This window comes from Laceyella sediminis, from assembly GCF_003003125.1.
In the GTDB taxonomy this organism is placed as follows: Bacteria; Bacillota; Bacilli; order Thermoactinomycetales; family Thermoactinomycetaceae; genus Laceyella; species Laceyella tengchongensis.
In genome coordinates this window covers 166,568-191,823 of record NZ_PVTZ01000007.1, presented here as the reverse complement: position 1 = coordinate 191,823, position 25,256 = coordinate 166,568, and the positions used below count along the sequence as shown (strand labels likewise).

Below are 25,256 nucleotides of genomic sequence, written 5' to 3'. Positions count from 1 at the left end.
TGGCTATGCTGCTTTCGAGAGCAGGTAAGGGAGGTGGTTTTAAGTTTATATGGGTTGATATTCATCCATTAATTGTTTATATCCCTTTTATATACCAAAACCCTGCGATCAACAAAGTTGATTCGCAGGGTTTGTCAACATTCTCGTTTTTTATTTTCCAACTAGCATATTCAGTTTGCTTTTTAAGAAACTTATCCTACTATGTAAAAAAAGTAAGATTCATGTTATAAAAAAGCTGTTGGCTTTTTCACCAACGTTTTTTACCTCACTTCATTTCTTTGTTTAGCTTTTTAAGAATAGGGATGGCTAATAGTAAAGCGCGAATAAATAAAACTAAAGCAAATAGACTGATAGGAATCAATAATAAAGTACCTAAAGCAATAATTAAAGGAAAAAGCTCATTACCGCTTACTCCCATGGTGTAGCCTCCTTTAAATAGATAATTGTGACTAATTTATTTAAATTGGAACAACTCACACAAAATATATCATTACCTACGAATAATCGCAATAAATTGGGCATGACTTCTCGATTTAGTACCAATGGTCATCAAAGAGGGGACACATAATGAAAAAACTAGCTCTAAAGTGCGTGTGCTTCTTTTTATACCAATTAGTTTTATTTGTAACAGGTAACATCGTTGGTGTGTATGAACTTGATTTTTTAGGTATACTAACTATTTCTTCGATTGTGACAGCAATATATTTCGTTTGGAATTATATAAAATATAGGAGGTTGAACAAGTGATGGGCGATTAATTATTTATAAAGAGTGATGGTGATAAGTCTAGGGTATATGTCCAGATGAAGAAATAGAAGAACTAATGACTTATTTGACTGAACTAAAGCTTTTTGGGGATCAATTTATTTGGCGGAAAGAAGATCAATTTGAAACGAATCAAAAAGTTGATTTATGCTTTCAAAAAGTAAGTTTTAATGACGCAGGTGAAAAGTATATTGACCGGGAAGGATCTACTATAATCCATAGCCAAACAATAGATTTTTGGATAAGTGTATTTTTGGCTTTAGTAGGAGCAGGTACGGTTCTATTCGAACTATTCTACTTTATTTTTTATTAAGAATACATAACTTCTCAGGTCTCATCGAATAGTCTTGTTTTAGTGCGAAGTAGTACAAGTAAATGAGATGCGTCCAGCCCAATGGTTGGTGAGGGTATTTAAAGAAAATTCCCTCAATTGGGGGAGGTTTCTGTAGGGATTGTGAAAGGATATATATGCGTTCCTTCGTAATCCTCTCCCAGGTTTGACGATTTCAGATGTCTACATGGCAGATGAATGAACAGGTCAAAAGACAATTAATCCCTTATGTCTATCATTTTTTTAAGACTTAACAAATGATAAAATAAAATTCATAACCCAAGTCGGAAAGGTTGAACATACAGATGAGTTCCGTCATCAATCCTATTCAAATCGGGGTGTGCGGCTGGGGAGATCATGACCTCTATCCGCCAGGGACGCAGGCTAGGGAGAAGTTAGCGATCTATGCCGGGCATTTCCCGGTGGTAGAAGTGGACAGCACCTTTTATGCGATTGCGCCAGTGGAACGGATGGAGCGATGGGTGAATGAGACGCCGGAGAGTTTTCGATTTGTGGTGAAGGCGTATCGGGAGTTGACTGGGCACGGACGGTTGGAGAAGGCACCGGTGCGCCCTTGGCGGGAGCTGGTCGAGGATATGCGGGTATCGCTTGAACCGATGTTGCGCGCTGGCAAGCTGGAAGCGGTGCTGTTTCAATTTCCGCCGTGGTATGATTGTTCGCAAAAACATGTGAAGTATATCCGACGGGTGCGGGAAGCATTCCGGGATGTGCCGGTGGCGGTGGAATTCCGCAACCAAAGCTGGTTTTATCCTGACTTTCACGACAAAACCCTTCGGTTGTTGGAACAGGAGCAATGCATTCATGTCATTTGTGATGAACCCCAAGCGGGAGAAGGGTCGGTGCCCCTGGTGGTGGCAGCGACGGTGCCGGAGCAGGCGATTGTCCGTTTTCATGGGCGCAATGTTGCTGGTTGGAACAACACCGGCCAACCCAATTGGCGAGATGTTCGCTATGCTTACCGTTATGAGGAAGCTGAGCTGGCAGAGTGGGTAGGTTATGTGCGGCAATTGGAACAGAGGGTGAAGCGGATCACGTTGTTATTCAATAATAACTCTCAAGGGGATGCGGTCGACAGCGCCAATCTGATGATGCGGCTACTTGGAGTAGAGTTTGCGGGCTTGGCCCCGCGCCAGCTGGGTATTTTTTAAGCCGAGGGGGTAGACGGCCCCAGTGGGCTGTCGGCTGGGCGCGTCCGAAGAGTGCAGATGGGATGATGACGCAATATGGAATGGATGCTGTTGTTTGTGGTCGGTCTTCTAGCCGGCACATTGGGAAGTCTGGTCGGATTGGGCGGTGGCATCGTGATCGTGCCGGCGCTCATTTATCTGGCGGGGATTCATCCTGCTTTCCAAGGGATCACTCCGTCTGTGGCTGTAGGGACTTCCTTGTTGTTGATTGTCTTGACCGCGCTGAGTTCCACTTTGTCTTTTCTCAAGCAGGGGCGGGTGGATGTGAAAAGCGGGTTTGTGTTTTTTTTGGCTTGCGGCCCGGGTGCGATGGTGGGCGCGTGGATAACCCGCCTGTTTCAATCTGACACGTTTTTCGCCGCTTTTGGCTGCTTGATGTTATTGGTATCCTGGTTGTTGCGCATCAAGGAGAAAGGGACGGCCCGACCCGTGCGGTTGGATGTGACCAAGACGTACACTGACCCGGCCGGAACGGTGTATGAGTACGGCTATCATCGGTTGACTGCTTTGGGTCTCTCTTTCCTGGTAGGCGTGATATCAGGGCTGTTTGGCATCGGAGGCGGTTCGCTGTTGGTGCCGATGATGATCATGTTATTTCGGTTTCCGCCGCATGTGGCTACCGCCACCTCCATGCTGATCATCTGCCTTTCCTCGATTGCAGCCAGCGTGATGCACGTTGTTCAAGGCAATATTCACTGGCTTTCGGCGTTGGTGCTGGCACCGGGGGCGTGGATGGGCGGCAGGGCCGGAGCTTGGATTTCGGCGAAGTTGAGCGGTCGCACCCTGTTGAATTTGTTGCGCATCGCGATTATTGTGACAGCCGTGCGCATGATCTTGGACGGGCTCAATTTGGTTTGAAGGAGGGGCGCGTGTGACGCGAGTCGATCGCATTCATTTATTACATACCAATGATTTGCACAGCCATCTGGATCAAACGTCCAAGATGGCGCCGTTGATCGAAGAGTTGCGCGCCCAGTGGCAAGCGCGAAATGAGTGGTCTTTGCTGTTGGACATCGGGGACCATATGGACCGGGTACGGATGGAAACAGAAGGGACCGATGGGCGGGTGAACGGCACCATCTTGGAACGGATGGGTTATGATTTCGTGACATTGGGCAACAATGAGTTGCTTACCTTTTCCCAAGATCAGCTGGCGGCGGTGTACCGGGATGCGCCGTATCAGGTGCTAAGCAGCAATGTGTACGAAGTGAAGCGTACGGGGCAACCGGCTTGGATTCGCCCTTGTTCCCATGTCACACTGGGTTCGGTACGGATCGGCATGTTGGCAGCGACCATTCCGTATCAAACTGTTTATGAGCTGATGGGTTGGGATGTGCGGGACCCTGTATCCACCTTGGCTGAGCATGTGCGCCGCTTGCGCGGGGAAGTGGACTTGATCGTGGTTCTGTCCCATCTGGGTTTGATGAATGATCGGATGCTGGCGAAGGAAGTGCCGGGGATCGACTTGATCATCGGGGCCCACACGCATCATTTGCTGGAAGAGTTGGAGCGGGTGGGAGAGACTTGGCTGGCGGGAGCGGGCAAACACGGACAGCACCTCGGCCATATCGAAATCGAGGTAGATATCGACGCAGGCCGTGTGCGTACGATCCGAGGACGGGTTTATCCGCTTGCCGGACGAGCTGAGGAGCGGGAGATGCAGGAGCTGATCGCCCATTATCGTGGAGAAGCCTTGGAAAACATGGCGCAACCGATTCACCAGTTGTCCCGCCCGCTGGGGGTGGACTGGTATGGAGAAAGCCCATTGCCCAATCTGTTGGCGGATGCGCTGTGCGACTGGGTTGGCGCCGAAGCTGCCTTGGTGAACAATGGCCAGCTTTTAGCAGAGATTCCTGCGGGCTCAGTGACCAGACAACAGTTACACGCGGTGTGCCCTCATCCCATCAATCCCGTGTTGATGACGATCGAGGGGAAAGAAATTCGCCGGACGCTGGAAGAGGCGTTGCTTGATGAGTTTGTGACCTTGCCGATTCGTGGCTTCGGCTTTCGGGGGAAAGTGTTGGGGACTGTCAGCGTATCGGGAATGGAAGTGTTTTATGACCCGGAGGCGCCGCCTTTTCAACGGATCAAGGAAATCAGGATAAACGGTTCCCGACTAGAGGAAGAGCAGCTAGTCCGTTTGGCCACGATTGACATGTTTACCTTTGGCATCGGATACATGGGTTTGAAAGAGGGAAAAGTACAAAAATATTATTTGCCAGAGTTCTTACGGGATTTGTTGGCGAAACAATTGCAGGCGCCCGCCGCCTTGGCGCGGTGCGAAGTTAAACGATGGCACCGGATATGAGAGGAAGATAATGGTTGCTTATGGTGTCCTCGAAATATGGTATGGACTCCGCTACAATAGGGATAAGGAGGATAGCCGCGATGAGTTTTGTGGATGAAGTTTACTCGTTGTACCGAGACCAGTTAAATGATGACGAAGATGATGCGGTGGCCATTGTGCTCAGCATCTTGGAAGAACAATCCCGGGAGCATGTGTTACAGATGATTGAGCAGATGACCGATGACGAAGTGGTTCAGATGGTCGGCGTTTACTTGGTGGAAATGTTAAAGATGAAAATGATGCAAGATGGGAAGCTCCCATCGTTTCGCGGGACACCGACTTCTTCGCAAGTACATTGATAACCTGGGCGTTTGGGCACTAATAAGCGGGCATACCCTATGGGGTGCCCGCTTTTTTGGTTTTGCCGCGATGTGATGGGTCTCACTTTTTTGGGTGTTGGCACATACCTTGATAAGGAATCATCTGGAGGAGGGAACCAAATGATTGCGATGAAACCGATTGAGGTGGATGGCCATACCGTGTTGGGGATCGAAGTGGCATTGCCGAAAACGACGCTCTTGGTTATCACCACGGAAAAGGGTTATATCATGTGCGGTGCACTGGATGTGGGGCTGTTGAATGAACGGTTGCGAGAGCGGGAGATTATCGCGGCGCGCGCGGAAGGAGTTCGCTCTTTGGAACAGCTGATGGACGCGCCATTGACCATGGTTACGCACACGGCCGAGGAACATGGCATCAGAGCGGGCATGACGGGGAGAGAAGCGTTGCTGAAAATGATCTGAAAAACAAAGCGCCTTTGGAGAAGAAACCGAAGGCGCTTGCATTTGTCCACAAGCGCCTATGAAGCCAAGGCAAATGTGGTTTACAAACCCAATTGTTGTTTGGCTGCGGCCATGTCGGCGGGGAATGGTGAAGTGAATCGCATCAGTTCGCCACTGAGTGGGTGAATGAAGGCCATCTCAGCGGAGTGTAGCGCTTGTCGTTTCATATGAGCGCACGATCCGCCGTAGAGCCGATCCCCGATCAAGGGGGCGCCGATATGGGCGAAATGAACCCGGATTTGGTGCGTGCGGCCAGTCTCCAATTCCACGCGGGCAAGGGTAGCCTGGTCATTGTGGTTTAACACGCGGTAATGGGTTACTGCGGGTTCACCGCGCTCCGTTACCTTCCGCCGCGTGGGGTGGTGCGGATCACGACCAATCGGGGCGACGATGGTGCCGTAAGCTTGTGGAATCGGGGCACTGCTGAGGGCGAGATAGATACGCTCCAGCTTTTTCTCGCGTAATTGACGATCCAACAGCTGATGCATGTAGGCGTTTTTGGCGATGAGGATCAGCCCGGAGGTGTCTCGGTCCAAACGATGGACAGGCCGGACGATTCCGCCCCCGCCCTGCTTTGTTAAGTGGTGTAAAATGCCGTGCACCAAGGTACCTCGATCAGAGGGGCGCACCGGATGGACGGCCACACCAGCCGGTTTGTCGACAACCATGAGATCGGCGTCTTCATAGATAAGCCCAAACGGCACCGGCTCCGGAGTCAGCTCCGATTGTTCTTGGGGGCGGACGGCGACTTTCAAGCGGTCCCCTGTTTTCACTTTTTTCTTAAGGTAGGGCGCGCGCCCATTGAGCAGAATGCCTTTGCTGCGTGTCAGGCGGTTTAGCATACGCCCAGAGATGAGAAGCGGACCTTTCAGCACTTCTTCAACCGTGCGATTGGCCCACGCTTCAGTAATGGTGTAGGTAATCCATTTGTTGTGGGAAGGTGATTGTTTCATTTGCTCGGCCATCTTTCCTATATATGAATATGATGTGGGGATGACTTGTCAGCTGTTCCCCAGTGTTTATTTTCTCCCACTCTGTTGATGGGTACAAGAAAAGCACTTCCCGTGAAGGAAGTGCTTGGATTGGTCATCCTTATCTTGCGTTTACGCGAATAACGTTGGCTGCTTGAGGACCACGATCGCCTTGAACGATATCGAATTCGATTGGCTCGCCTTCTTCAAGGGTTTTGAAGCCTTCGGTTTGGATAGCGGAGTAGTGAACGAATACGTCGCCACCATCTTCACGCTCGATGAATCCATAACCTTTTTCAGCATTAAACCATTTTACTTTACCCTTCATCTTTTGGGCCTCCTTACATTTAAGAAAAGCGGCAATTCAAAAGCGGTAATTCCTCAAGCACTTGGAACCTTTTGTTACTTTGAAACAAAGAGGCCGCAAGATGAAACTTGATTGAAGCACCCACTTTTAACGCTCAATCCAATCATATCATGATCAAACTGTTGATGCAAGGAAGATTGGCATGGGGGCCTCACTTGAGCAACTCTTGGTAGGGTGAAATGTCAATGTTGCGCTCTTTCAGTTTTTTTATCAAAAACTTGTGATCCCGTTTGGGAGTAGCAAGGATATAGCCGCGGATAATGTGATCCTGCGACAATTGCTTCGCTTCCTCTTTCACCACCAGCTCCCCGATTTTGCCGGCGATGGTTTGTTTGGCCACGTCGCGGAAGAGTTCGGGCACGGGAGAGACCAAATCATTAAGTAACGCCTTGTGCTCATCGGTCCACAAATGGAGTGTTTCCTTTATGTAGTATTCCTGCCAATCGAGAATCGACTTGCCGTCCGCTTTTGGCAACGCTTTAAGGAATTTGCGAAACATAAAGTACCCACCGATGGCCATCAAGCTGATCAATGCAATCCAAAAAAGAACATAAAACCATTGCAACCAAATGGGTCCCGTCATCCGTTACCACCTCGTTTCCTGCTTGTTTTCAACGATTCATTATATCGAAGGCAATCATACGGTGACAAGCTTGCAATGAAATAGAAAAGACCTCTCATCCGGGAGAGGTTCGCATTCGTTGAGATATAATGGATGTAGGATTAGAAGAACAAGTTCATGCCGTACAGGATGAGTGCCCAGCAGGGAATGCTGATCAAGGTGGCGTTGAATAATCCGACCGATGCGTTGTTCATACAGATCTCCTCCCGTGATGTCCATGCGATGAGTGGAACCGAAAACCGGATGCGGGTTGCCTAGGTGATTGACGATGACAGTGAAATTAACCGATCAATGCTTGCCAAGCGAAGTAGATCATTGCCCAGCAAGGAATGCTGATCAAGGTGGCGTTGAATAATCCGACCGATGCGTTGTTCATAAGGATCTCCTCCCGTGATGTCCATGTGATGAGTGGAACCGAAAACCGGATGCGGGTTGCCTAGGTGATTGACGATGATAGTGAAATTAACCGATCAATGTTTGCCAAGTGAAGTAGATCATTGCCCAGCAGGGAATGCTGATCAAGGTAGCGTTGAATAATCCGATCGATGCGTTGTTCATAAGGATCTCCTCCCGTGATGTTAATGTATATGTGAACCGAAAATCGAATCCGTTTTATTCGTAATACCGATGTATATATCAATGATTAACCAATCAGTGCTTGCCAAGTGAAGTAGATCATTGCCCAACAGGGAATGCTGATCAAAGTTGCGTTGAATAATCCGATCGATGCGTTGTTCATTACGTCGCACCTCCGTTTTGCTTATCTGTGATCATTATATAGGGCGGGTTGTCGGTTTGTCCCGGATTTTACGCAACTGTAAACCACATGTAATGTTGGGGTAACTTATGGTCAAAAAAAAGACGGAACCTTTACGCGAAATGGGGCAGAGATGCTTGGAACCACAGGGAAATCTGGAAGGGGCAGCTGGTTTGTAACAGTTTGTAACATAACCGAAAACTGAGTGGCACCTCCGAACGGATGATGCCTCGTGCGAGGTGTGAGGCGTATGTGTCATCAGTGTGTAACCTCAATGATAAAAACACTGATGCCGGGTAAAAAACGTACGGTTAGAATGGGTCTGGATAGTGTGAACAGAATGCAATATCAGATAAGATAGAGATAAGGTGATATACGGGCTTCTTGGCAGGCGCAACGTCCGAAGTGGCTGAGCAAGTGATAAGAGGAGGGGGACAAGGGTGAGTGACTTGTTTACAGCGAGTGAGCGGGATACGGTGCATCGAGTGATAAAGGCCCGGCGGGACATTCGCCATTTTTCAAGCCGACCGGTACCCGAAGAGGCGATGCACCGTATTTTGGAGGCGGCGCATCATGCCCCTTCCGTCGGTTTTATGCAACCTTGGAATTTCATCATGGTCACTTCAAGAGACATCCGCCGTCAGATCAAAGATTCGTTTGAGCGAACCAATCGCCAGCAGTTGGCGCAGTTGACGGAGAAGGAGCGGAAAGAGCTGTATCGGTCGTTGAAACTGGAAGGGATTATGGAGGCTCCGGTCAATGTGGCGGTGACTTGTGACCGACGCCGGGATGCGCCGTTTGTGTTGGGACGCGGGCCGATGCCGGAAACCGATTTGTACAGCACCTGCCTTGCTATTCAGAACATGTGGCTAGCGGCCCGGGTGGAAGGGATCGGCATCGGCTGGGTGAGCATTTTGGACAAGCCTTTTGTGGAAAAGTTGCTTCAACTTCCGGAAGGAGTGGAACTCGTTGCTTACCTGTGCGTCGGATATCCGGAGCGGTTCGGAGACAAGCCGATGCTGGAAGAGTTAGGTTGGAAAAAGCGATTGGCGTTGGGTGATTTGGTGTTTGAAAATGCCTGGGGGCAACGGTTGTCATCTTTTCAAACCACAGAGGAGGACTAGGCCGTGTCTGGCCAATATCAAGTGGATGGGAAAATGAAATGGTTTTGGAGCCGCTGGCCTATTCATCAGACACGCCCTAGTCACGGGTTCTGGCGCGATGGTGAAGTTGTCATCTTAGGGGCGCGCCGCTACAGGATTGGAATGGAATGACACTGAGCAAAGAGCGGTTATGGGGAGGGTTTTCATGTGGACTTGTTCATGAAATTTGTTGAGGAAAATGTAGATCGCTCACAAGACAGCAAAGTGGAGCGCATGATTTTGTTAAAAAAAGAATTAGATAAAGAATTCGCCCATTATTGCCGTAAACGGAACCTCAGTTTTAATGAGGGAATCATTCAACTGATGGAGCAGGCTTTGCAACATGAAAAACAGCAACGTAGCCAAGCGGCGCAGGAGAAAGAACCCAGCCCCGCCCGGTTTATGGATGATGCGTTGTAGGAAGCGGATCATCCCCGCCAGCAAAAAACGGTAAGCCAGCAACGAAACGTAGCTGGCTTTTCTAATGCAGTGGATGCACCAAGAGTACCTAATGTTGCAGATAAAAGGAAAAAATGCGGAAAGTCCCGGTCGCCGTAATCTACCGCTTGGCCGGGGCTTTTTGTATAATGAGCGAAAGGGGGAGGGACTGCGATGATTGTTAGAAAGAAAGGATACTACTATGTTTTCATTAAACAGCACGATCATGGTTTGCTCTCAGGTGAGTTGGCGGCGCAAATGACACAACCGATCCGCCCACTCGCCAAAACACTGTACGCCATCTCGCACCATGATTGGGGATGGGAGAGCTTAGACCAGTCGCCGCTGTGGAATGAAGAGACCAACGAGCCCTACTCTTTCGAAGATTACCCGATGCTACCCAAGCTAGAAGCGTACACGGATGGCATCGCCAAAGTAGTAGCGCATGATCCCTATGCGGGGTTCTTATGCAGCAAACATTACGCATCTTTTTTTACAAATATTGACGATCCGGTGGCCCGTAAGTTTCGTGAGCAAGAGTATAGCCGCCAAAACAAACTCCGCCCCCTGTTTACCGAAGAGGAAGAGGAGAATATCACGGCCAACTTCCGGTTGCTCCGTTTTTGCGACGATTTGTCGCTGGCTCTCTGTTTTAATGAACCGGGGGAAGAACCCAACCATCCATGGTTTAAAGATGGGATTTTGTATCAAGGAGAGCGATATCAATGGGTTTGGGAAGGGCGGTATCACCTACGACTTGTCCCCAATCTGTTCAAACAATCGTTTACGGTGGAAATTCCGTACCAGGTGTTTGATGGTTATCGCCGGTTGGTCGGACGGGACGTGTACCGTTTCACCGTGATGGTATAAGATGAAAAAATGGCGGTTCGGCAGAAGAAAGGAGAGGGTGGACACAGGTGCTGAAGTCGAAGCCGCTGTTGGGTTCCCAGATATTTGCCGTTTCGTGACAGTTTCCAATGTATTTTGTTTTTTCAAACATAATGGTCTACAATAGTGATAGAAGCTTTGCGCCAAAGGATCATGTAACAATGATCGTCGGTTTTAGGGGGAGTGTGGCAAGTCAGGCCGGCAAGGCAGTGGCAGATAGCCGGAGTTGAAACAGCCGGCTGTCTCGTGCATTACGGGTTGCCAGGCAAGCCCTCGTTTGTGACAAGGGACGGAGGAGAGGAAGCGGTTGGATGTTCTTGGATTTAATCATCTCACATTGCGCGTGAAGCAGTTGGCAAAGAGTTTGCCTTTTTATTGCGATGTGCTGGGGATGACCTTGGTTCATCGAGGAAGAACCGATGTGTATTTGAATTGGGGTGATGCTTGGATCTGCCTGCTGGAGAAACCGGAGGAAGCGGGGCCGCCACAGGGACTGGGCATGGATCATGTGGCGTTTTCCATTTCGGAAGAAGCATTTTTCGTGGCGGTGAACACACTGCGCGAGAAGGGGGTTCCCTTGGTGCGGGAGCCGATTGAACGTGGGGGCGGCTGGTCTGTGCAATTCACTGATCCGGATGGATTGGTGTTGGAGCTGTTCACTGGCGACCTTCAAAAGAGGATGAAACAATGGAAATGATAGCGGGATGACGCGATGGGGGAGGAACGATCTGTTGAAAATCGCGGTGACCGGAGCGACAGGCCTGATCGGCGGGGCAGTAGTGAAGCATTTGCGTAGCCAAGGGCATGAAGTGGTTCCGCTGGTTCGGACGGCGCTTTGCGAGGAGCCCCATATCTACTGGAATCCTTCGCACCGAGAGTTGGAAGCGGGCAAGCTGGAAGGCATGGACGCGGTCATCCACCTGGCCGGTGAAAGCATTGCCGGTTTGCGCTGGACCAGGGAGAAGAAGAAGCGCATCTTAAAAAGCAGGGTGCAAGGTACGCGCTTCCTGTGCCAAGCGTTAGCTGCAATGGCACGTCCCCCAAAGGTGTTGTTAAGTGCCTCGGCGATCGGCTACTACGGTGATCGCCCAGCCACTGAAGAAGTGGATGAAAATAGCCCAAAAGGAAGGGGCTTTTTGGCCGAGGTGGCGGAAGCATGGGAGGCGGCAGCAGAGGATGCACGAGCAAGTGGCATCCGGGTAGTGAACATGCGGATTGGCATGGTGCTTAGCAATCAAGGGGGAGCTTTCCCAAAAATGCTGTACCCTTTCAAATGGGGATTGGGTGGCAAGCTGGGCTCCGGAAGACAGCCAGTGAGCTGGGTATTGCTGGATGAAATTCCGCATGTGGTGTCGCATCTCTTGGAGAAGGAAGTGTGTGCGGGCCCCGTCAATGTGGTGAGCCCCGCCGCAGTCACCAACTGTGATTTTGCCAAGGCCGTGGCTGATGCGCTGGGCAAGCCAGCCAAGTTTCATGTGCCGGCACCCTTGGTCCGACTGGCATTGGGACAGATGGGGAAAGAGTTGTTACTTGGGGGATGTCGTGTTTTGCCGCGCGTCTTATTGCAAACCGGGTATGTATTCCGTTATCCGGAGTTGGCTCCGGCGCTTACCCATCTCTTAGGGCGCTGACAGGATGGGATCAGGGACGTAAATGGTGGTGAAAAGGATGGTAGCGGTGGTTATTCGCCCGGCCCGGGCTCATGAGGCGGCTTCCATCACAGAGCTGGCGCTTCGTTCAAAGGCTCATTGGGCTATGACGAAGCGTTTATGCGACAGGTGGCTGATGAGCTGACGGTGACGCCAGAAATGGTGCGTCAGTACGATGTGGTGGTGGCAGAGCGGGCGAGGCGCTTGCTTGGATTTTATATCATCCAGGGACGACCGCCTGTTGGAGAGTTGCAGGCTTTGTTTGTCGAACCGGCTGCGATGGGGAGACAAGTGGGCCGCATGTTGTTGGAACATGCGAAGAATGCTGCTCGTGCACACGGTTTCACTTGTTTGAAGGTAGATAGTGATCCCCATGCAGAAGGATTTTATTTGAAGATGGGCGCTGTCAAGATCGGGAAAGTTCCTTCGGGGGCGATTCCCGGACGGTTTTTGCCGATGCTGAAAATAGAAGTTTAGCCATTTTCCGGTTTATTCCCTTGTCTTATCGTATAAGAGGAGGCAAGGGAACAGGGCAGGGCTAGGATATTAATTATAATAATTTTTTTAATATTTGACAAAAACCGTATTTATAAGCAGATGTAAATGGTTTATTATGGTTATCGATGTAACGAAGAAAAAAGCGGATAAAGAAAAAAATGCAGGATATCATTTCGATCACGAAGGGAATAATCCTTGGTACAGATTTTACAAAATTGTGTTGAAAACGTGATGATTTGTGTAATATTATAGGAAAAAGAATGGGAGAACGACCGATATACTGGGGAGCCATGTCAAAATATTGTTAATTTGAGTAAAATGCGAAATGATACGGCAATTATTCCCGGTTTTCGGCGCGGATACGGTCGGCATCGATAACCAATAGCAGTTGATAAGTGTTTCTTCAATATAAGAGGAGGGGGTTTTATGAAAGATCCCAAACAAATCTTGGATTCTTGGCGTACGGATGTTCATTCCCGTAACATCTATTCCAACCTGTTGAGGCAGTTTGACCTGGAATATCCTAATCAAAAAGGAAACCGTCGCAGACCTAAATCATTCGCCGCAAGAAACCCCAATCATACTGCTGCTGCTTTATCACTTTGCCTCGTCACAGGGTTAACGATGGGCGTCGGTTCCGCCTTTGCCGAAAACGAGGTGGGCCCCGACACAAACCAGCCTGTTGACTTGCCGCCGAGCAAAGCTTCAGTCACCCAGGAACAACCAGCTCCAGAGCAAAAAAATGTGGGTTTGGAACGCCGCATTGAAGACCGTCGTCCGCAAGAGGTCGAAATCCCTAAAAAACCACAAGTACAACAACATCAACCGGATGAAGTGAAATCCACATCCCCAGAATTGCCTCCTAGCGAAGAAAAGCCTCGTGAAGTGGTCGCAGAAAAAGAAAAATCGCAACCAACATCCGAGTCTGAACAGCCTGCCCGCAAAGATCAAATCACTAACAATCATTTATCCAGTCATCATTCGCCTAAGCTCAATCAATCAGAACAAACGATGAAGCCGCAGAAGGAATCCAAGCAACACCCATCCACCAACCAACACATTGAAGAACCTGTGCGGGTGGTCGAAGGGGAAGTGTCGCTGGAGGCTTTCTCAACGGAGAAAAAGGATGCCGGAACCAAACAGGACGCCATTAAGACGACTGCCGACACCCGCTCAACCGAGTTGCCCAAAACGATGGACGGGGGGCAATTGCCAAACACCGCTGGCAATGATTTGAACGGGGTGTTGATCGGAGGCGCCACAGCGCTAATCGGTTCGCTTTACGCGTTCAGACGGAGCCGGGTGAAGCGTTCTTGAAGTGGGACTGCGCCATCGCGCTCGCTTTGGTCACGGCTGGCGTCGCTTACGCCAGTTATTCTGCGGTGAATTATATCCAAAAACTGCAGGTGGTGACGACGGCGGCCGGCTCGGGGCAAGAGGCGCCTAAGCTTAAGTCAGCGCCGCCGCGCAAAGATGGTGACCAGTGGGTGGTGGTGCCAAAAGAGGAGCGTCCAAAGAGTGGGGAACACTTCGCCGATTTGCTCATCCCCAAATTGGACGCGCGCATGCCGATCATCGAGGGGACGCATGAAGACGAATTGGCGAGCGGGGTGGGGCATTACGCTGGAAGCGTATTGCCTGGCGAGCCGGACAATGCGGTTTTGTCCGGCCATCGCGACACGGTTTTCCGCAAAATTGGCCAACTGAAAAAAGGGGATGAACTCCGAGTTCGTACCAAACAGGGGACCTTTGTTTACGTTATTACCAAGACGTGGGTCACAAAACCGGATGACCGTACGGTAATCGTCCCCCATGGGAAACCCGTGCTCACGTTGACGACATGTTATCCATTCACATTTGTCGGGCCGGCTCCAGAACGCTACATCATTCAATCTGAATTAAAACAGAAGCTGGATGAATCAGCTCCGGATGAACAAGGAGGATGAACATGGAACGGCCGATGATTCGTCGTACTTTCATACGTTTTTTGTTCTGGGCATTGATATTCTACACGGCGGTTAGCGCGACGGCCGTCTTGGGAGTCCAATTCGGATTGATCCCGGTTCCGCCTCGGAAAATTGCCGCTGCGGACAACCAAGCCGCACAAAAAGGGTTAGTAGCTCACTTCTCAGAACGAGCGTTTGCCGAGCAGTTTGTCCGCGAATATTTCTTTTGGACTAAAGGCAAAGAGAGTTCCCGCGCGGAGCGCTTAAATCCGTTTTTGCACAACAACATGGATGTGCAAGCGGGACTCGATTTCAAACAAGCTGACTGGGAATCATATGCCCGCTATGTTGCGGCTTGGGATATCAAAGAGCGGTCCGATCGCTCTGGTGTGATAGATGTGACGGTGTTCGCCGAAACGATTTTGACCAAAGTCGGCAATGCCAAAATGCAGAAACGGGTTGACCGTTACATGGTGGTTCCGATCAAGAAAGTGGGCAACTCTTATTTGGTTGCGGACACGCCTTATTTGGTGGCTCCACCCATGCCCTCCTCTCGCCAACTACCGGAAGGGCAGGATGAGAAGGAACAAGGGGAGGCGGTTAATGAAGAGATTCGTTCCCAGGTGGAAACATTCATGAAGTCCTTCTGGAAAGTGTACACCACGGGCGAACCGCAGGAAATTGCTTATTTCCAAAAAAATAGTACGCCCACCGCCGGATTGAAGGATATCTTGCAATTCATGGATTTGAAAAACTTATCCGTCCGCAAACAAGGCGATGTTTACGCCGTCACCTGTGACGTGCAGTTGAAGGATCTGTCTTCGGGAGCAGAGATGGCTTACCATTACACCTTCGACCTCGTCCGGGAAGGCGACCGTTGGTATGTTGTGAGAATGGGACAAGGGGAGATCTAGCATGATGAATTTAAGCACAATGATGTTGTTGGCTGATACTCCGGGGAAAAAACTGCAGGAGACGCTGGGTGGGGAGATTGGTTCGATCTTCTTTTTGGCTGTGATTTTCATCAGTTTGACGCTGTTCTGGAAGAGGGCGTTCACTGCTTTCATCGGCTTTGCTTTGTTCGCGATGCTGGTGAGTGTGTTTATCTTCCAGCCGGAAATGGTTTCTTCGCTGGGTTCCGACGGATTCCGCTGGTTGTTTGAGGCTGTCCTCAAATGAAGCAAATTCGCGTCTACAACCAGGTTTTTCGCATTGAAAAAACCGTATACTCCATTCAGGGAGTCCATTTGCCGCTGCCGGTGTCATACCGGCAGATGGCGTTTTTCGTCGGAACCTTGATTATTATGGTTATCCTCAACCGTGTTCCTCCCATCAGTTGGGTTGACTACTTTCTGGTTAAGTTTATCGGGATTCCAGCCTTAGTGGCCTGGTTTTTCACTCGTAAGACATTGGATGGCAAAGCACCCCACCGCTTTCTCCTGCGAGTGGTGGAGCATTTTTTCGCCCCTCACCATTTTGCGCGTTACCAAGAGATTGAGCGGCCGAAGCAAAAATATTACCAATATGAAGGTGTAGTACCTTATCGCAATACAACCAGGGGGGATCAAGAATGACGCGCATCCAATTTCCCGTTAAATATTTTGAACAAAACCTGGTGTTTGGCACGGAAGGCTCTGTCTACGCTTACTATGAACTGCAGCCGTTTAACTACGATTATCGTTCCAACGACGATAAACTAAGCCTCCATGGAAATCTGGAGGCTTTTTATTGGAACATTCATGCTGACACGCATGCGCTGGTCGTACCCGAATACCAGAGCCTGGAAGAGCATCGCCAAGCGATGGAGGAGCGTCTGTGTGAAGGGTTGCGGGAGGCTGGCAAGCGTCACATTCAGACGGCCATCGACCACTTGCGCGGCAAAGACATCCATCAACACCGCTTTTTCATCGGGGTGAAGTTGAAACCGACCACTGTCAAGGGGTTGTCGTTCTTCGGCGAGCTCAACTACATTTGGAAAGATTTCAGACGGTACCTCAACAACCAAGCAGGAACGGATATGCCGGAGGTTTTCCAAGAGGAGATTGAAGCTTACCAAGTGCAGGAAGAGCTGATCTACTCCCGGGTTAACAGCTTTTTGCGTGCGCGCCGGGTCGATCCAGCGGATTTGGAGTGGTTGATCCGGCGTGGGTTTTACAGGGGAATTGCCGACACACCGCGGCGGAAAGATTGGGTGCCGCAAGCGGTGCCGGTAGAGGTGAAAGGCAAGAAGGCCAAACGGCCAGGGCGCGATATCCTCACATTGGCAGAAGGCCGGTTCGATGACTCCCATGGCCGGCAACTGGTGGTGGAACAATTCATTGGCAACCAGGCAAAACAAGGGTACATGGCCTTCCTCACCTTGTCTCATATTCCCGACAAGGCTCCGTTTCCCGGTTTGGAATGGCTGTATTGCTTGCAGCGGTTATCGTTTCCGGTGGAGGCTTCGGTCAGGACAGAGACGATTGAGTATGGGAAGGCACTGTCACAAGTGCTGAACAAGAAAAAAGAGCTGAAAGCAGAAGATGAACATGCGGTTGAAAGCGGGGAAGAAACCTCCTACCACATTTTGAATAGCCGCCAAGAGGCCAACGAACTGGAGAGTAACCTACGCACCGACAAATTTCCGTTGATCAATACGTCGATTGTGCTTTGCGTGTCCGCGTCCAACCAAGAGCAACTGAACTTGCGCATCCAAACCGTGCGTGACATGTACAGCGACATGATGATCCAAGTAGAGGTGCCGTACGGAGACCAGTGGCGCGCTTTCAATGAATTCATACCCGGCGCCAAACGGTACATCACGGATTATGTTCACTTCATGGACCCGGCCGCGGTCGGCGCCAGCATGATTGGGGCGACACGGCAACTGGGTGACGGGCAAGGGCACTTCATCGGCATGTCGCAGAATTTGCCCGTTTTCTTCCAGCATGACCGTGGACCCAAAGATAAGAAGTTGAGCACGACAGCTTCTGCCGCGTTCATCGGATCGCTGGGTGCAGGTAAGTCGTTGGGGGCTAATCTCCTAGCATACCAAGCCCTGCTGTCGGGGGCCAAAGTGTTGATCTTTGACCCGAAAGATGAACGGGCGCATTGGCCTGAATACTTGCCGGAATTGAAGGACATCTCCCGCGTGGTCACTTTGCGGGCCAGTGCGGAGGACCGTGGCAAGCTGGACCCGTTGGTGGGCGCGCACAGCATTCAAGATCGGGCCGCCGCAACGGAAACGGCCAAACGCATTCTTCAATTCCTCGCTCGCGCCGCAGATGGCACCTATGAAGCGATTGTGATCGGCAAAGCCGTGGACCATGTGGTGCAACATGCTGAGCGGCCGTCCATGATGAAAGTGATTGAAACGCTAAAAGCGGGATTGCGTGAAGCTCCAGAAAAGCGGCAGGACTCGTTGGAAGAGATTGTCGATGTGCTGAGTTACCTGGCCACCTCAGGGCAAGGACAGTTGCTGTTTGGCGATGGAACGCAGAAGGCAATTGATTTGTCGTTGCCGCTCACTATCTTACAAGTGGAGGATTTGAAATTGCCGGAAGAGAGCCAAACTGACTTTGGGCGCATGGCAATTGCACTCTTGATGGCCATTTCGGATTTTTCCCGCCGTTTCTCCAACCAGCCGTCCAGTGAGTTCAAGCTGGTGTTGTTCGATGAATCATGGCGGTTGGCCAAAGTGCGGGAAGGCCGAGCGATCCTAGAGGAGCTGGTGCGCACCGGGCGGAGCAAAAACGCGGCCATCTACCTGATCAGTCAAAACGCCAAAGATATGCTGGGTGAAGAGATACGATCCAATCTGGGGTGCCGGTTTGTGTTCCGTTGCCGTGACACCAAAGAAGCAGAAGCGGCATGTCAAATCTTGGGGATTGAAGCGGATGAAAACAACATTGAGACCATCCGCAACTTGCCTACAGGGATGTGCCTGATGTCCGATCTGGAGAAGCGCGTCAATGAAGTGGAGATTCGCGTATTGGAAGAACGCCTGTTCACGGCGTTTGACACCCGTCCAGGCTCACGCAAACAGCCAGGGTTGGAAGCGGTGCGCCAATGAAGAGGGTTGTGGTTGGATAGCTTGAAACGAAGGGGACCAGACGCAATGATGGGGAGAAAATGGATCGCTGTCTTCCTTCTTACTCTCTTAATCATGGGAGGCAGTGCAGGAAGCGGAAGCGTGGTCTATGCGGAGGAGACGAAGCAAGAATCAGAAGGTTTCAACTTGGTCAGTGACTTGCTCACGATTTTCCCAGAGGAGAAGATTGATCGCGCCAAAGCCAAAGGATATGAGACGAAATTTGCCAAGTACAAGCCGAGTCGCTATTCGCTGGAGATGACCCTGGAGGAACGGCAAGCTTGGGAATTGTATGATTTGGCCGCCGATTCAGGCTATATGATGATGCACCATGTAAACAATTTGGTGTGGCAAGCGTTGCTCTCATGGAACTTCACTGTCATCTTGATCGTAGAAAACGCTTTTTCCCTCGATATTGTCGACGAGTTTGCAGATGCGGTGGAAAAAGCGGTGCAGCAATTGGCCGGATTCAACGGAAGTGGGTACGGCCAGACCGGTTTGATGGGCAATTTTCTGTTGATGATGATCATTATTGCCGGAGCGGTTATCGCTTATCAAGGGATCATCAAGAAGAAGACGCAAGACGCCTTGTCATCGATGATTACCAGCGTGGTGATCCTGATCTTGGGAATGGCCTTCTTCGCCAACGCTGGCGGGATTATGCGTTATTTCAATGACATCAGTAGCGGCCTTAGCCAAGAGGTGATGGGTGTAGGAATCGATTTCCAAGCGGAGTTGAGCGATGATGAAGTGACTTATCCCGCTGACGTTTCCTCGCTGATCATCGCTGACAAGTTGTACAACATGATGGTTTATGAGCCGTATATTATGCTGCAATACGGCAAGACGTCGATTGACAAAGAGATTACGCCGGAACGGATTAACAAGATCTTGAATCACAAAGTGGGTAGTAGCGCCCGAAAACAAGCGGTGATCGATGAGAAGAAGGGAAGCAGTGAGCGGGGCATCGAACCTAATCCGATGGTGACGACGATGGGTGTATTTGAGCGGTTGACCCTGTTGTTGCTGCTCTGTATATCCCATTTGATTTTAGGCTTGCTTTTCTTCATCATCGCCGGGGCGATGATTGTCTACCAATTCATGTTTGTGCTGATCGCTTTGTTCGCTCCGTTTGCGTTCTTGATGGCGCTCAATCCCAATTGGTCGTCGGTGGCAACAAACTGGTTCAAACGGTTTATCGGGTATCAAGTGATCAAATTGATCGTCGGCGTTTTTTTCAGCATGCTGCTTACCATCTCCCAATTTCTCTACGCAATGAACCCTCCTGACAAGGTGGGGTACATCTGGACCATCGCCATGCAATTGATCTTGGTGGTCGGCGTGATTTGGAAGCGGAATGAACTGTTCAGCATCATGAAGGCGCCGATGGGCAAAATGGATAACTTCAAAGGCGAACTCAATATTGAGATGCCGATCAATTATGTTACGAAATATACGGAAAATCTGGCCGCGCGCGCGGGGAAAATCAAGTTGCGCAAATAGGGAAAGAGGAGGGCGCAACCCATGTTTAATACAGATTTGCCCAGTGGTCGCCGCAAATTGTTTGCGTTGGTGCTCGGTGTGTTTCTCATTGTCGGATTTTCAGTTAAGTATCTGCTCATCTGGCTCGGTTGGGTGGGAGGCGCCGATCAGACCTCCCGCCCCACCCAGGGGCCGGTGGCCGCAGTTGGGTCTGACATAGAGTCTACTTCGGTGACGCCTGAAGAGGTGGCACAGGCGAAACGGGTCGCCGAACAGTTTATTCATGCTTATACGACGGTGGATTTTAAACAACGAGACGCTTGGCTGGCGTCACTGAAAAGCCTGACTACGCCTTCCCACTATGCGGTGTTGGAGCAAGAGGCGACCCAGGCCCGTTCGCCAGAAGACACGGTGTCCACAGCATTCTCCAAACAAGGCAGAATGGATTGTGAGGCGGTGGCGTCGCGCGTTTCCTGTCTCGCGGAAGTGATCGTGATGGAAAAAGGGCCGAAGGAGTCCCTGCCGGTGGAGCGGATTTACCAGCTGCTCTTAAGCGCTGACGGGGAGCGATGGGTAGTGGAGGAGGCGCAAGCACGTGGCAACTTCGAGTAGACCTGCGACCGTCACGATCAAGAAGCCGTACATCATTCAAGGAAGAAAAGAAAAAACCGGCCGTGAAGCGAAAGTGTTGTTTCTTTCCATCCTGGCTGGTGGGGGGATTTTCTTTCTGTTTGTCTGCGCGCTGATAGGGCTTCTCTTCTTGAATCTCTTCACCGAGGGACAAACGGGGAGCGAAGTGGAACAATGGGAAGTGGCCGAAGGCTTCCCACAGGTGGCGCAAAAATACCTACCTATTTATCAGGCGGCTGCCAAGAAGTATGGGGTGCCATGGCACATTTTAGCCGCCATCCACAAGGTAGAAACCAACTTCGGCCAAGATTTGAGTGTGAGTTCGGTGGGGGCGAAGGGCCACACCCAGTTTATGGATAAAACGTGGGTCGGCTGGTCTTATCCAGGGGGAACAGCGCTCGGGGATTTGCATGATTCCGTGGACATCACCAACCCGAGTCTCATTGCCAAATACGGCGGTTACGGGGTGGATGGCAACGGGGATGGCAAGGCCGATCCGTATGATCCTGTTGATGCCATTTACGCCACGGCCAATTATCTGGCGGCCAACCACAGCCAAGGCGAAGATTGGTTTGGCAGGAAGGGGCCCATCTGGCGCTACAACCACGATTATGAGAATTATGTGTTGAAGGTTAAGCGGTATGCTGATTCATTTGCCCATCCTGTGCTGACGGCGGGAGGAACCGGGATTTCAACTGGCCAATTTGTCTGGCCCGTGCCAGGGGGACGCATCACATCGCCCTTCGGCATGCGTTTTCATCCCGTGAAGAAAGTGTACACCTATCATGAGGGATTAGATATCGCCAACCGAGCGGGAAGCCCGATCTTGGCCAGCGACGGAGGCGTGGTGGCGGAGTCGCGTGAAGCCAGCGGTTACGGGTGGATGTTGGTCATCGACCATGGCAATGGGTTTCGCACGTTGTATGCGCATATGTACCCTGAAGACGTCAAAGTCCGCGTCGGCCAAAAAGTATCCAAGGGGCAAGTGATCGCCTTGGTGGGATCAAACGGATGGAGCACCGGCCCGCACTTGCATTTTGAGGTGCGGAAGAACGGGCAACTGATTGACCCTAGCTTAGTGATGAAGCTGTGAGCGGGTCAGATGGAGTAGAGGTTGTCCCGCGCTAGATGGCGAATTTGTAAGAGGATATGTTTGTCGAAAATGTGAAAATGAAATGGGCATTTCGGCGAGAAAGGTGGGAGTATGTTGTTCGGTGAGTGGAATAAAGTTCCAAAAGGCGGCGATGACCAGCTCAGCCTTGTCGCAAGATATTTTTTCTTTGGCGTTCTCGGCTTAGGCCTGTTGATCGGCGTCTTGTACGCTTGGCGGTTCCTGGAGGGGCTGTTCGGTGAGCAAGGAAAGGCCGAAGAAGCGACGGAAGCGGTGAGTAACACTTTTCAATGGCTTGGCGGCCAATTGTCATCTTGGATTCCGCTCGTCATCCTCTTAGCGATCATCATTATTGGAGCGATTGTTGGTACTCAGCTGATGACCAAGTCCCATTATCGGAAACGGGCGGAGGAGCAAGTGCGTTACTTGCGTATTCTGCCGTCTAATCGCATCGAATTGGACCTGGATAAAATAGAAGAATTGACGAGAACGTTTGGCGGCATGGTTCGTCCCATCCGGATGCGCCTGCGGTACGGCCGCCCATGGTTTCGACTCCGGTTTGCTCTGCCGGCAAACAGCAAGGAGATTGGCATTTATCTCGCTTATCCGGGGGATAAGGAAAACAGCGTGAAAGACACGCTACGTAGCGTTTATCCCGCGGCAGAGCTGCATGACATTCCTGAGGAGCAGTTTCCGGGGCCGGACAAAGGTGGTTCGGGCGGGCATTTCATCTTTAAGATCGGTCAGAACAAAGGGTTGCCGCTCGCTTCGTTGAGTCAGAAGAAACAGAGTCATTTGGGTAGCATATTGAACTGTTTGCGGCCGGGAACGTATCTGGATCTTCAATTCTCTCCTGTCAGCTGGAAAGAGGTGGAGGAGCGGACGGAAGACGCCGTGGATGACTTGAAGCGGAAAAAAACGAAAGATATGGACCCGGAAGAGCGCTCCCGCCGTGTCAGCTTGGTGCAACGCTTCACCGGGCGGGAACTGAGCTTTCATGTGCGATTGTCGGTCTGGTCCAATTCTGAAAACGCCGTCTCTGTCGTGCGCTCTACCGCCGAATCGGTGGAAACGGCGCTCAAATACGATGGAGCGATCCAATTCATCCGCCATGACTGGTGGAATCCATTGAGAGACAACAATTTGGTTCCGATTCCATATCCCTGGACGATCATGACGTGGACGGGTGATGAGATTGCCAACCTTTTGCACATTCCGCCATCTAACCACTACATTTACCAGGAAGCGAAGGAAGAAGGCCCTGACACGCGCGGTTATATCGTGCACTTGGAAGACAACCAACGCTCTTTGAAGCCAGATGAATGGACCGAAGGCGTCTTGATCGGGAAAATCCATCATCCGCTCGAACAGCGGGAAGTGCGTGTTCACTACGAACAGCTCAGCAAACACTTCATCTTGACCGGGGCCAGCGGGATGGGAAAATCAAGCCTGGCCGTGGAAATGATTCAATCCATTTTGGATGAGTGGTTCGATAACCCCGATGAAGCACCAGGCTTCACCATCATCGACCCGGCGAGGGAGATCATTCCCATCATCGAGAACCGACTGCGCATCGCCGAGAAGGTAGGGGTGAATATACCAAAAGAGAAGATTCACCATTTCAACCTCACCCACGATGCGACCCATGTTCCGTCATTAAACTTGTTGCACAAAGTTGAAGGGATGTCGACCAACCAGCTGGCTGAACAGCTGGCGACGGTGCTGGTGACGTTTGAGGAAGCGGATGAGGCGCTGTCCCGCTCCAAACGCCTCATGGCGATGGCAATCCAAAGTTTGTTGGAAGATAGTGAAACGCATACCATCTTGGGTATTGATGATATTTTCCGCAACAACGCGTTTCGCAACAAAGTGATCCAAAATGTGCAGGACCCTTATGTCAAGCGCTTCTGGGCCAATGTCGACGAAGCGGAATTGAAGTGGGAAGCGGAGCGGGTTTTGCACCGGATTGACCGTTTGCTCCAAAGTCCGACCATGCGCCGGTTGTTCTGCCAGAAAGAGATGAGTTTGGACATCAGTAAATACATGGATGAAGGCCATCTGGTGATGTTTGACACTTACGGGCTCAAAGATTATGACATCCTGGTAACCATCGGGCAGCTGATCAACCAATATTACCAAGTGGCTCGCAAACGAACCACAGGCTCCAAATTCCATTTAATGATGGTGGATGAAGTGCACTTGGTGCAAATTCCGCTACTGACAGAAATCCTGCAAGAAGACCGCAAGTATCCGTTTGGCATGGGATTGATCACGCGAGAAATCGACCATTTCAACAACGAAGAATTGATGCAAGCCATCCGGTCCAATATAGGGATGGTGTTGAGTTGCGGACAAACAGAAGGGTCGGACGAAGTGGAAAGCATTACGCGTAAACACGTCACGTCCAGCTTTTTGGAGAAGTTGCCAGAACGGCACGCCGCCGTATACATCCGCTCAAAGCGGCGCCAACGCAGTGATGTGACCACCTGTGTCGTGCAGAATGAACCGCCGGTGGTCTACCGGCCCGATGGGAAAGTGGCAGATCACCGCACCAAGGAGAAAGATGATGCCTTGCAGTGGGGACTGGAGTGGGGTTTGGAGATCATGAAAGAGTCATCCGAAGTTCGCCCGATCGAAGAAGTGGATCGCGAAATCGCCGAATATATGAACCAGTCCCTCTATTTTGACAAACGCTCCGAATCAGCGAATTAAAAGAGACAGCCGATCCCGCGCCTGCCGGGATCGGTTTGCTACCAAGAGACCGAGGGGTGGAGGCGAAGACGATGTTCAATATGTTTAAGGCGATATTCCATTTGTTCCGGTCGGTCATCCTATTTGTGGAAGTCGCGTTCATTTCTTATGTGGTGGGAAGTTCCATCCAATCCACCTCGTTTATGGTGATTTCGTTTGCCGTGTTATGCGGCTTGCTGTTCTGGTCGGCCACACTTAGTATTTCCATTGCCTGGGTGGTACTTGGGTTCTCTATGTTTCACTTTTATATGGGCCAAAACATCCTGACGAGCGCGGTGGCCGCTGTCATCATGGGCTTGTTGCGCTTGGTTGTCTGGAGATTGATGGCGTATATCAAAAAATGACCTAACCAAATATAAGCTTTCTGGCGTGTTTCTTGAAGGTTTCAAAAGTAGCAGGCGTGCAATGAGGTGATCGCGTCCACAGATGCGATGGTTGCTCGCACCCAAGGTTCAGCAACGAAGCCATTTTCCGTTGAAGCGACCAAAAAGTGTAGGCTCAA

30 protein-coding genes are annotated in these 25,256 nt (G+C 50.7%); 26 read left to right on the top strand and 4 right to left on the bottom strand.

Annotated features, from left to right (window positions below):
* Positions 1–230: hypothetical protein (locus tag CLV36_RS17520; RefSeq protein ID WP_219904903.1), on the top strand; the 230-nt coding region annotated here is incomplete at its 5' end.
* A 35-nt stretch (positions 231–265) separates the two neighbouring features.
* Here the strand turns inward: CLV36_RS17520 and CLV36_RS17325 are convergent.
* Complete coding sequence (locus CLV36_RS17325; RefSeq protein WP_181352975.1) at positions 266–418, bottom strand: hypothetical protein; 153 nt, start codon at positions 416–418, stop codon at positions 266–268.
* A gap of 405 nt (positions 419–823) precedes the next feature.
* Here CLV36_RS17325 and CLV36_RS10355 point away from each other — a divergent pair, with 405 nt between their 5' ends.
* From CLV36_RS10355 to CLV36_RS10330, 6 genes are all read left to right on the top strand, one after another.
* The gene (locus tag CLV36_RS10355) at positions 824–1,078 is read left to right on the top strand and encodes a hypothetical protein (RefSeq protein ID WP_106342624.1); all 255 of its coding nucleotides are present in this window, start codon (positions 824–826) and stop codon (positions 1,076–1,078) included.
* Positions 1,079–1,401: 323 nt separating this feature from the next.
* Complete coding sequence (locus tag CLV36_RS10350) at positions 1,402–2,265, top strand: DUF72 domain-containing protein (protein WP_102991509.1); 864 nt, start codon at positions 1,402–1,404, stop codon at positions 2,263–2,265.
* 75 nt (positions 2,266–2,340) lie between these two features.
* A complete protein-coding gene (locus CLV36_RS10345; protein WP_106342623.1) occupies positions 2,341–3,162 on the top strand; it encodes a sulfite exporter TauE/SafE family protein in 822 nt (273 codons plus the stop codon).
* 13 nt (positions 3,163–3,175) lie between these two features.
* Positions 3,176–4,612 (top strand): bifunctional metallophosphatase/5'-nucleotidase, encoded by a 1,437-nt coding sequence (locus tag CLV36_RS10340; RefSeq protein WP_106342622.1) that lies wholly within the window; start codon positions 3,176–3,178, stop codon positions 4,610–4,612.
* 80 nt (positions 4,613–4,692) lie between these two features.
* Positions 4,693–4,950 carry a DUF6154 family protein gene (locus CLV36_RS10335; RefSeq protein WP_102991512.1) on the top strand — a complete coding sequence of 86 codons (258 nt, stop codon included), beginning with the start codon at positions 4,693–4,695 and terminating at the stop codon, positions 4,948–4,950.
* 141 nt (positions 4,951–5,091) lie between these two features.
* Positions 5,092–5,394 (top strand): YunC family protein, encoded by a 303-nt coding sequence (locus CLV36_RS10330; RefSeq protein WP_102991513.1) that lies wholly within the window; start codon positions 5,092–5,094, stop codon positions 5,392–5,394.
* Positions 5,395–5,474: 80 nt separating this feature from the next.
* On the opposite strand, the gene CLV36_RS10325 is transcribed toward CLV36_RS10330, so the two are convergent.
* The 3 genes from CLV36_RS10325 to CLV36_RS10315 form a co-directional block, all read right to left on the bottom strand.
* A complete protein-coding gene (locus CLV36_RS10325; protein ID WP_106342621.1) occupies positions 5,475–6,386 on the bottom strand; it encodes an RluA family pseudouridine synthase in 912 nt (303 codons plus the stop codon).
* Positions 6,387–6,525: 139 nt separating this feature from the next.
* The gene (locus tag CLV36_RS10320) at positions 6,526–6,732 is read right to left on the bottom strand and encodes a cold shock domain-containing protein (protein ID WP_102991515.1); all 207 of its coding nucleotides are present in this window, start codon (positions 6,730–6,732) and stop codon (positions 6,526–6,528) included.
* Positions 6,733–6,922: 190 nt separating this feature from the next.
* The gene (locus CLV36_RS10315; protein ID WP_102991516.1) at positions 6,923–7,354 is read right to left on the bottom strand and encodes a DUF2621 family protein; all 432 of its coding nucleotides are present in this window, start codon (positions 7,352–7,354) and stop codon (positions 6,923–6,925) included.
* 1,236 nt (positions 7,355–8,590) lie between these two features.
* Between CLV36_RS10315 and bluB the strand changes: the two genes are divergently transcribed.
* The 19 genes from bluB (at position 8,591) to CLV36_RS10230 (ending at position 25,098) form a co-directional block, all read left to right on the top strand.
* Positions 8,591–9,274, top strand: a complete 684-nt coding sequence (gene bluB / locus CLV36_RS10310) for a 5,6-dimethylbenzimidazole synthase (protein WP_106342620.1) — start codon at positions 8,591–8,593, stop codon at positions 9,272–9,274.
* Positions 9,275–9,277: 3 nt separating this feature from the next.
* Complete coding sequence (locus tag CLV36_RS17320; RefSeq protein WP_154986363.1) at positions 9,278–9,424, top strand: hypothetical protein; 147 nt, start codon at positions 9,278–9,280, stop codon at positions 9,422–9,424.
* A gap of 36 nt (positions 9,425–9,460) precedes the next feature.
* Positions 9,461–9,712 carry a hypothetical protein gene (locus tag CLV36_RS10305; RefSeq protein WP_106342619.1) on the top strand — a complete coding sequence of 84 codons (252 nt, stop codon included), beginning with the start codon at positions 9,461–9,463 and terminating at the stop codon, positions 9,710–9,712.
* A gap of 192 nt (positions 9,713–9,904) precedes the next feature.
* Complete coding sequence (locus CLV36_RS10300) at positions 9,905–10,600, top strand: DUF3891 family protein (protein ID WP_106342618.1); 696 nt, start codon at positions 9,905–9,907, stop codon at positions 10,598–10,600.
* A gap of 325 nt (positions 10,601–10,925) precedes the next feature.
* Positions 10,926–11,315, top strand: a complete 390-nt coding sequence (locus CLV36_RS10295) for a VOC family protein (protein ID WP_106342617.1) — start codon at positions 10,926–10,928, stop codon at positions 11,313–11,315.
* Between the two features lie 34 nt (positions 11,316–11,349).
* Positions 11,350–12,249 (top strand): TIGR01777 family oxidoreductase, encoded by a 900-nt coding sequence (locus tag CLV36_RS10290; protein ID WP_219904902.1) that lies wholly within the window; start codon positions 11,350–11,352, stop codon positions 12,247–12,249.
* A 37-nt stretch (positions 12,250–12,286) separates the two neighbouring features.
* Entirely contained in the window at positions 12,287–12,412 is a 126-nt protein-coding gene (locus CLV36_RS17870; protein WP_281257251.1) for a hypothetical protein, read from the top strand.
* On the top strand, positions 12,388–12,744 hold the full coding sequence (locus CLV36_RS10285) for a GNAT family N-acetyltransferase (protein ID WP_219904901.1): 357 nt from the start codon (positions 12,388–12,390) through the stop codon (positions 12,742–12,744). Before CLV36_RS17870 ends, CLV36_RS10285 begins: the two co-directional genes overlap by 25 nt.
* A 447-nt stretch (positions 12,745–13,191) precedes the next feature.
* The gene (locus CLV36_RS10280; protein WP_106342615.1) at positions 13,192–14,082 is read left to right on the top strand and encodes a hypothetical protein; all 891 of its coding nucleotides are present in this window, start codon (positions 13,192–13,194) and stop codon (positions 14,080–14,082) included.
* Positions 14,079–14,711, top strand: coding sequence for a class D sortase (locus CLV36_RS16995; protein ID WP_245888341.1), 633 nt, complete (start codon positions 14,079–14,081; stop codon positions 14,709–14,711). The genes CLV36_RS10280 and CLV36_RS16995 overlap by 4 nt, the downstream gene beginning before the upstream one ends.
* Before the next feature lie 2 nt (positions 14,712–14,713).
* On the top strand, positions 14,714–15,625 hold the full coding sequence (locus tag CLV36_RS10270) for a conjugal transfer protein (protein WP_181352973.1): 912 nt from the start codon (positions 14,714–14,716) through the stop codon (positions 15,623–15,625).
* A gap of 4 nt (positions 15,626–15,629) precedes the next feature.
* Positions 15,630–15,890 (top strand): hypothetical protein, encoded by a 261-nt coding sequence (locus CLV36_RS10265; protein WP_146130625.1) that lies wholly within the window; start codon positions 15,630–15,632, stop codon positions 15,888–15,890.
* Complete coding sequence (locus CLV36_RS10260; RefSeq protein WP_022737745.1) at positions 15,887–16,285, top strand: TcpE family conjugal transfer membrane protein; 399 nt, start codon at positions 15,887–15,889, stop codon at positions 16,283–16,285. Before CLV36_RS10265 ends, CLV36_RS10260 begins: the two co-directional genes overlap by 4 nt.
* Positions 16,282–18,762 carry an ATP-binding protein gene (locus CLV36_RS10255; RefSeq protein ID WP_106342613.1) on the top strand — a complete coding sequence of 827 codons (2,481 nt, stop codon included), beginning with the start codon at positions 16,282–16,284 and terminating at the stop codon, positions 18,760–18,762. Before CLV36_RS10260 ends, CLV36_RS10255 begins: the two co-directional genes overlap by 4 nt.
* A gap of 45 nt (positions 18,763–18,807) precedes the next feature.
* A complete protein-coding gene (locus CLV36_RS10250) occupies positions 18,808–20,283 on the top strand; it encodes a CD3337/EF1877 family mobilome membrane protein (protein ID WP_106342612.1) in 1,476 nt (491 codons plus the stop codon).
* A gap of 21 nt (positions 20,284–20,304) precedes the next feature.
* Entirely contained in the window at positions 20,305–20,874 is a 570-nt protein-coding gene (locus CLV36_RS10245; protein WP_106342611.1) for a hypothetical protein, read from the top strand.
* Positions 20,858–21,985 (top strand): peptidoglycan DD-metalloendopeptidase family protein, encoded by a 1,128-nt coding sequence (locus CLV36_RS10240; protein ID WP_106342610.1) that lies wholly within the window; start codon positions 20,858–20,860, stop codon positions 21,983–21,985. The genes CLV36_RS10245 and CLV36_RS10240 overlap by 17 nt, the downstream gene beginning before the upstream one ends.
* A 114-nt stretch (positions 21,986–22,099) precedes the next feature.
* Positions 22,100–24,715, top strand: coding sequence for a type IV secretory system conjugative DNA transfer family protein (locus CLV36_RS10235; RefSeq protein WP_146130624.1), 2,616 nt, complete (start codon positions 22,100–22,102; stop codon positions 24,713–24,715).
* Between the two features lie 71 nt (positions 24,716–24,786).
* The gene (locus CLV36_RS10230) at positions 24,787–25,098 is read left to right on the top strand and encodes a hypothetical protein (protein WP_106342608.1); all 312 of its coding nucleotides are present in this window, start codon (positions 24,787–24,789) and stop codon (positions 25,096–25,098) included.
* Positions 25,099–25,256: the final 158 nt, after the last annotated feature.

Excerpts from the sequence above, each read along its gene's own strand:
- CLV36_RS17325 (WP_181352975.1), bottom strand. The coding sequence starts at position 418 with ATGGGAGTAAGCGGTAATGAGCTTTTTCCTTTAATTATTGCTTTAGGT.
- CLV36_RS10355 (WP_106342624.1), top strand. The coding sequence starts at position 824 with ATGACTTATTTGACTGAACTAAAGCTTTTTGGGGATCAATTTATTTGG.
- CLV36_RS10350 (WP_102991509.1), top strand. The coding sequence starts at position 1,402 with ATGAGTTCCGTCATCAATCCTATTCAAATCGGGGTGTGCGGCTGGGGA.
- CLV36_RS10345 (WP_106342623.1), top strand. The coding sequence starts at position 2,341 with ATGGAATGGATGCTGTTGTTTGTGGTCGGTCTTCTAGCCGGCACATTG.
- CLV36_RS10335 (WP_102991512.1), top strand. The coding sequence starts at position 4,693 with ATGAGTTTTGTGGATGAAGTTTACTCGTTGTACCGAGACCAGTTAAAT.
- CLV36_RS10330 (WP_102991513.1), top strand. The coding sequence starts at position 5,092 with ATGATTGCGATGAAACCGATTGAGGTGGATGGCCATACCGTGTTGGGG.
- CLV36_RS10325 (WP_106342621.1), bottom strand. The coding sequence starts at position 6,386 with ATGAAACAATCACCTTCCCACAACAAATGGATTACCTACACCATTACT.
- CLV36_RS10320 (WP_102991515.1), bottom strand. The coding sequence starts at position 6,732 with ATGAAGGGTAAAGTAAAATGGTTTAATGCTGAAAAAGGTTATGGATTC.
- CLV36_RS10315 (WP_102991516.1), bottom strand. The coding sequence starts at position 7,354 with ATGACGGGACCCATTTGGTTGCAATGGTTTTATGTTCTTTTTTGGATT.
- CLV36_RS10300 (WP_106342618.1), top strand. The coding sequence starts at position 9,905 with ATGATTGTTAGAAAGAAAGGATACTACTATGTTTTCATTAAACAGCAC.
- CLV36_RS17870 (WP_281257251.1), top strand. The coding sequence starts at position 12,287 with ATGGTAGCGGTGGTTATTCGCCCGGCCCGGGCTCATGAGGCGGCTTCC.
- CLV36_RS10285 (WP_219904901.1), top strand. The coding sequence starts at position 12,388 with ATGCGACAGGTGGCTGATGAGCTGACGGTGACGCCAGAAATGGTGCGT.
- CLV36_RS10280 (WP_106342615.1), top strand. The coding sequence starts at position 13,192 with ATGAAAGATCCCAAACAAATCTTGGATTCTTGGCGTACGGATGTTCAT.
- CLV36_RS10270 (WP_181352973.1), top strand. The coding sequence starts at position 14,714 with ATGGAACGGCCGATGATTCGTCGTACTTTCATACGTTTTTTGTTCTGG.
- CLV36_RS10265 (WP_146130625.1), top strand. The coding sequence starts at position 15,630 with ATGAATTTAAGCACAATGATGTTGTTGGCTGATACTCCGGGGAAAAAA.
- CLV36_RS10260 (WP_022737745.1), top strand. The coding sequence starts at position 15,887 with ATGAAGCAAATTCGCGTCTACAACCAGGTTTTTCGCATTGAAAAAACC.
- CLV36_RS10255 (WP_106342613.1), top strand. The coding sequence starts at position 16,282 with ATGACGCGCATCCAATTTCCCGTTAAATATTTTGAACAAAACCTGGTG.
- CLV36_RS10250 (WP_106342612.1), top strand. The coding sequence starts at position 18,808 with ATGATGGGGAGAAAATGGATCGCTGTCTTCCTTCTTACTCTCTTAATC.
- CLV36_RS10245 (WP_106342611.1), top strand. The coding sequence starts at position 20,305 with ATGTTTAATACAGATTTGCCCAGTGGTCGCCGCAAATTGTTTGCGTTG.
- CLV36_RS10230 (WP_106342608.1), top strand. The coding sequence starts at position 24,787 with ATGTTCAATATGTTTAAGGCGATATTCCATTTGTTCCGGTCGGTCATC.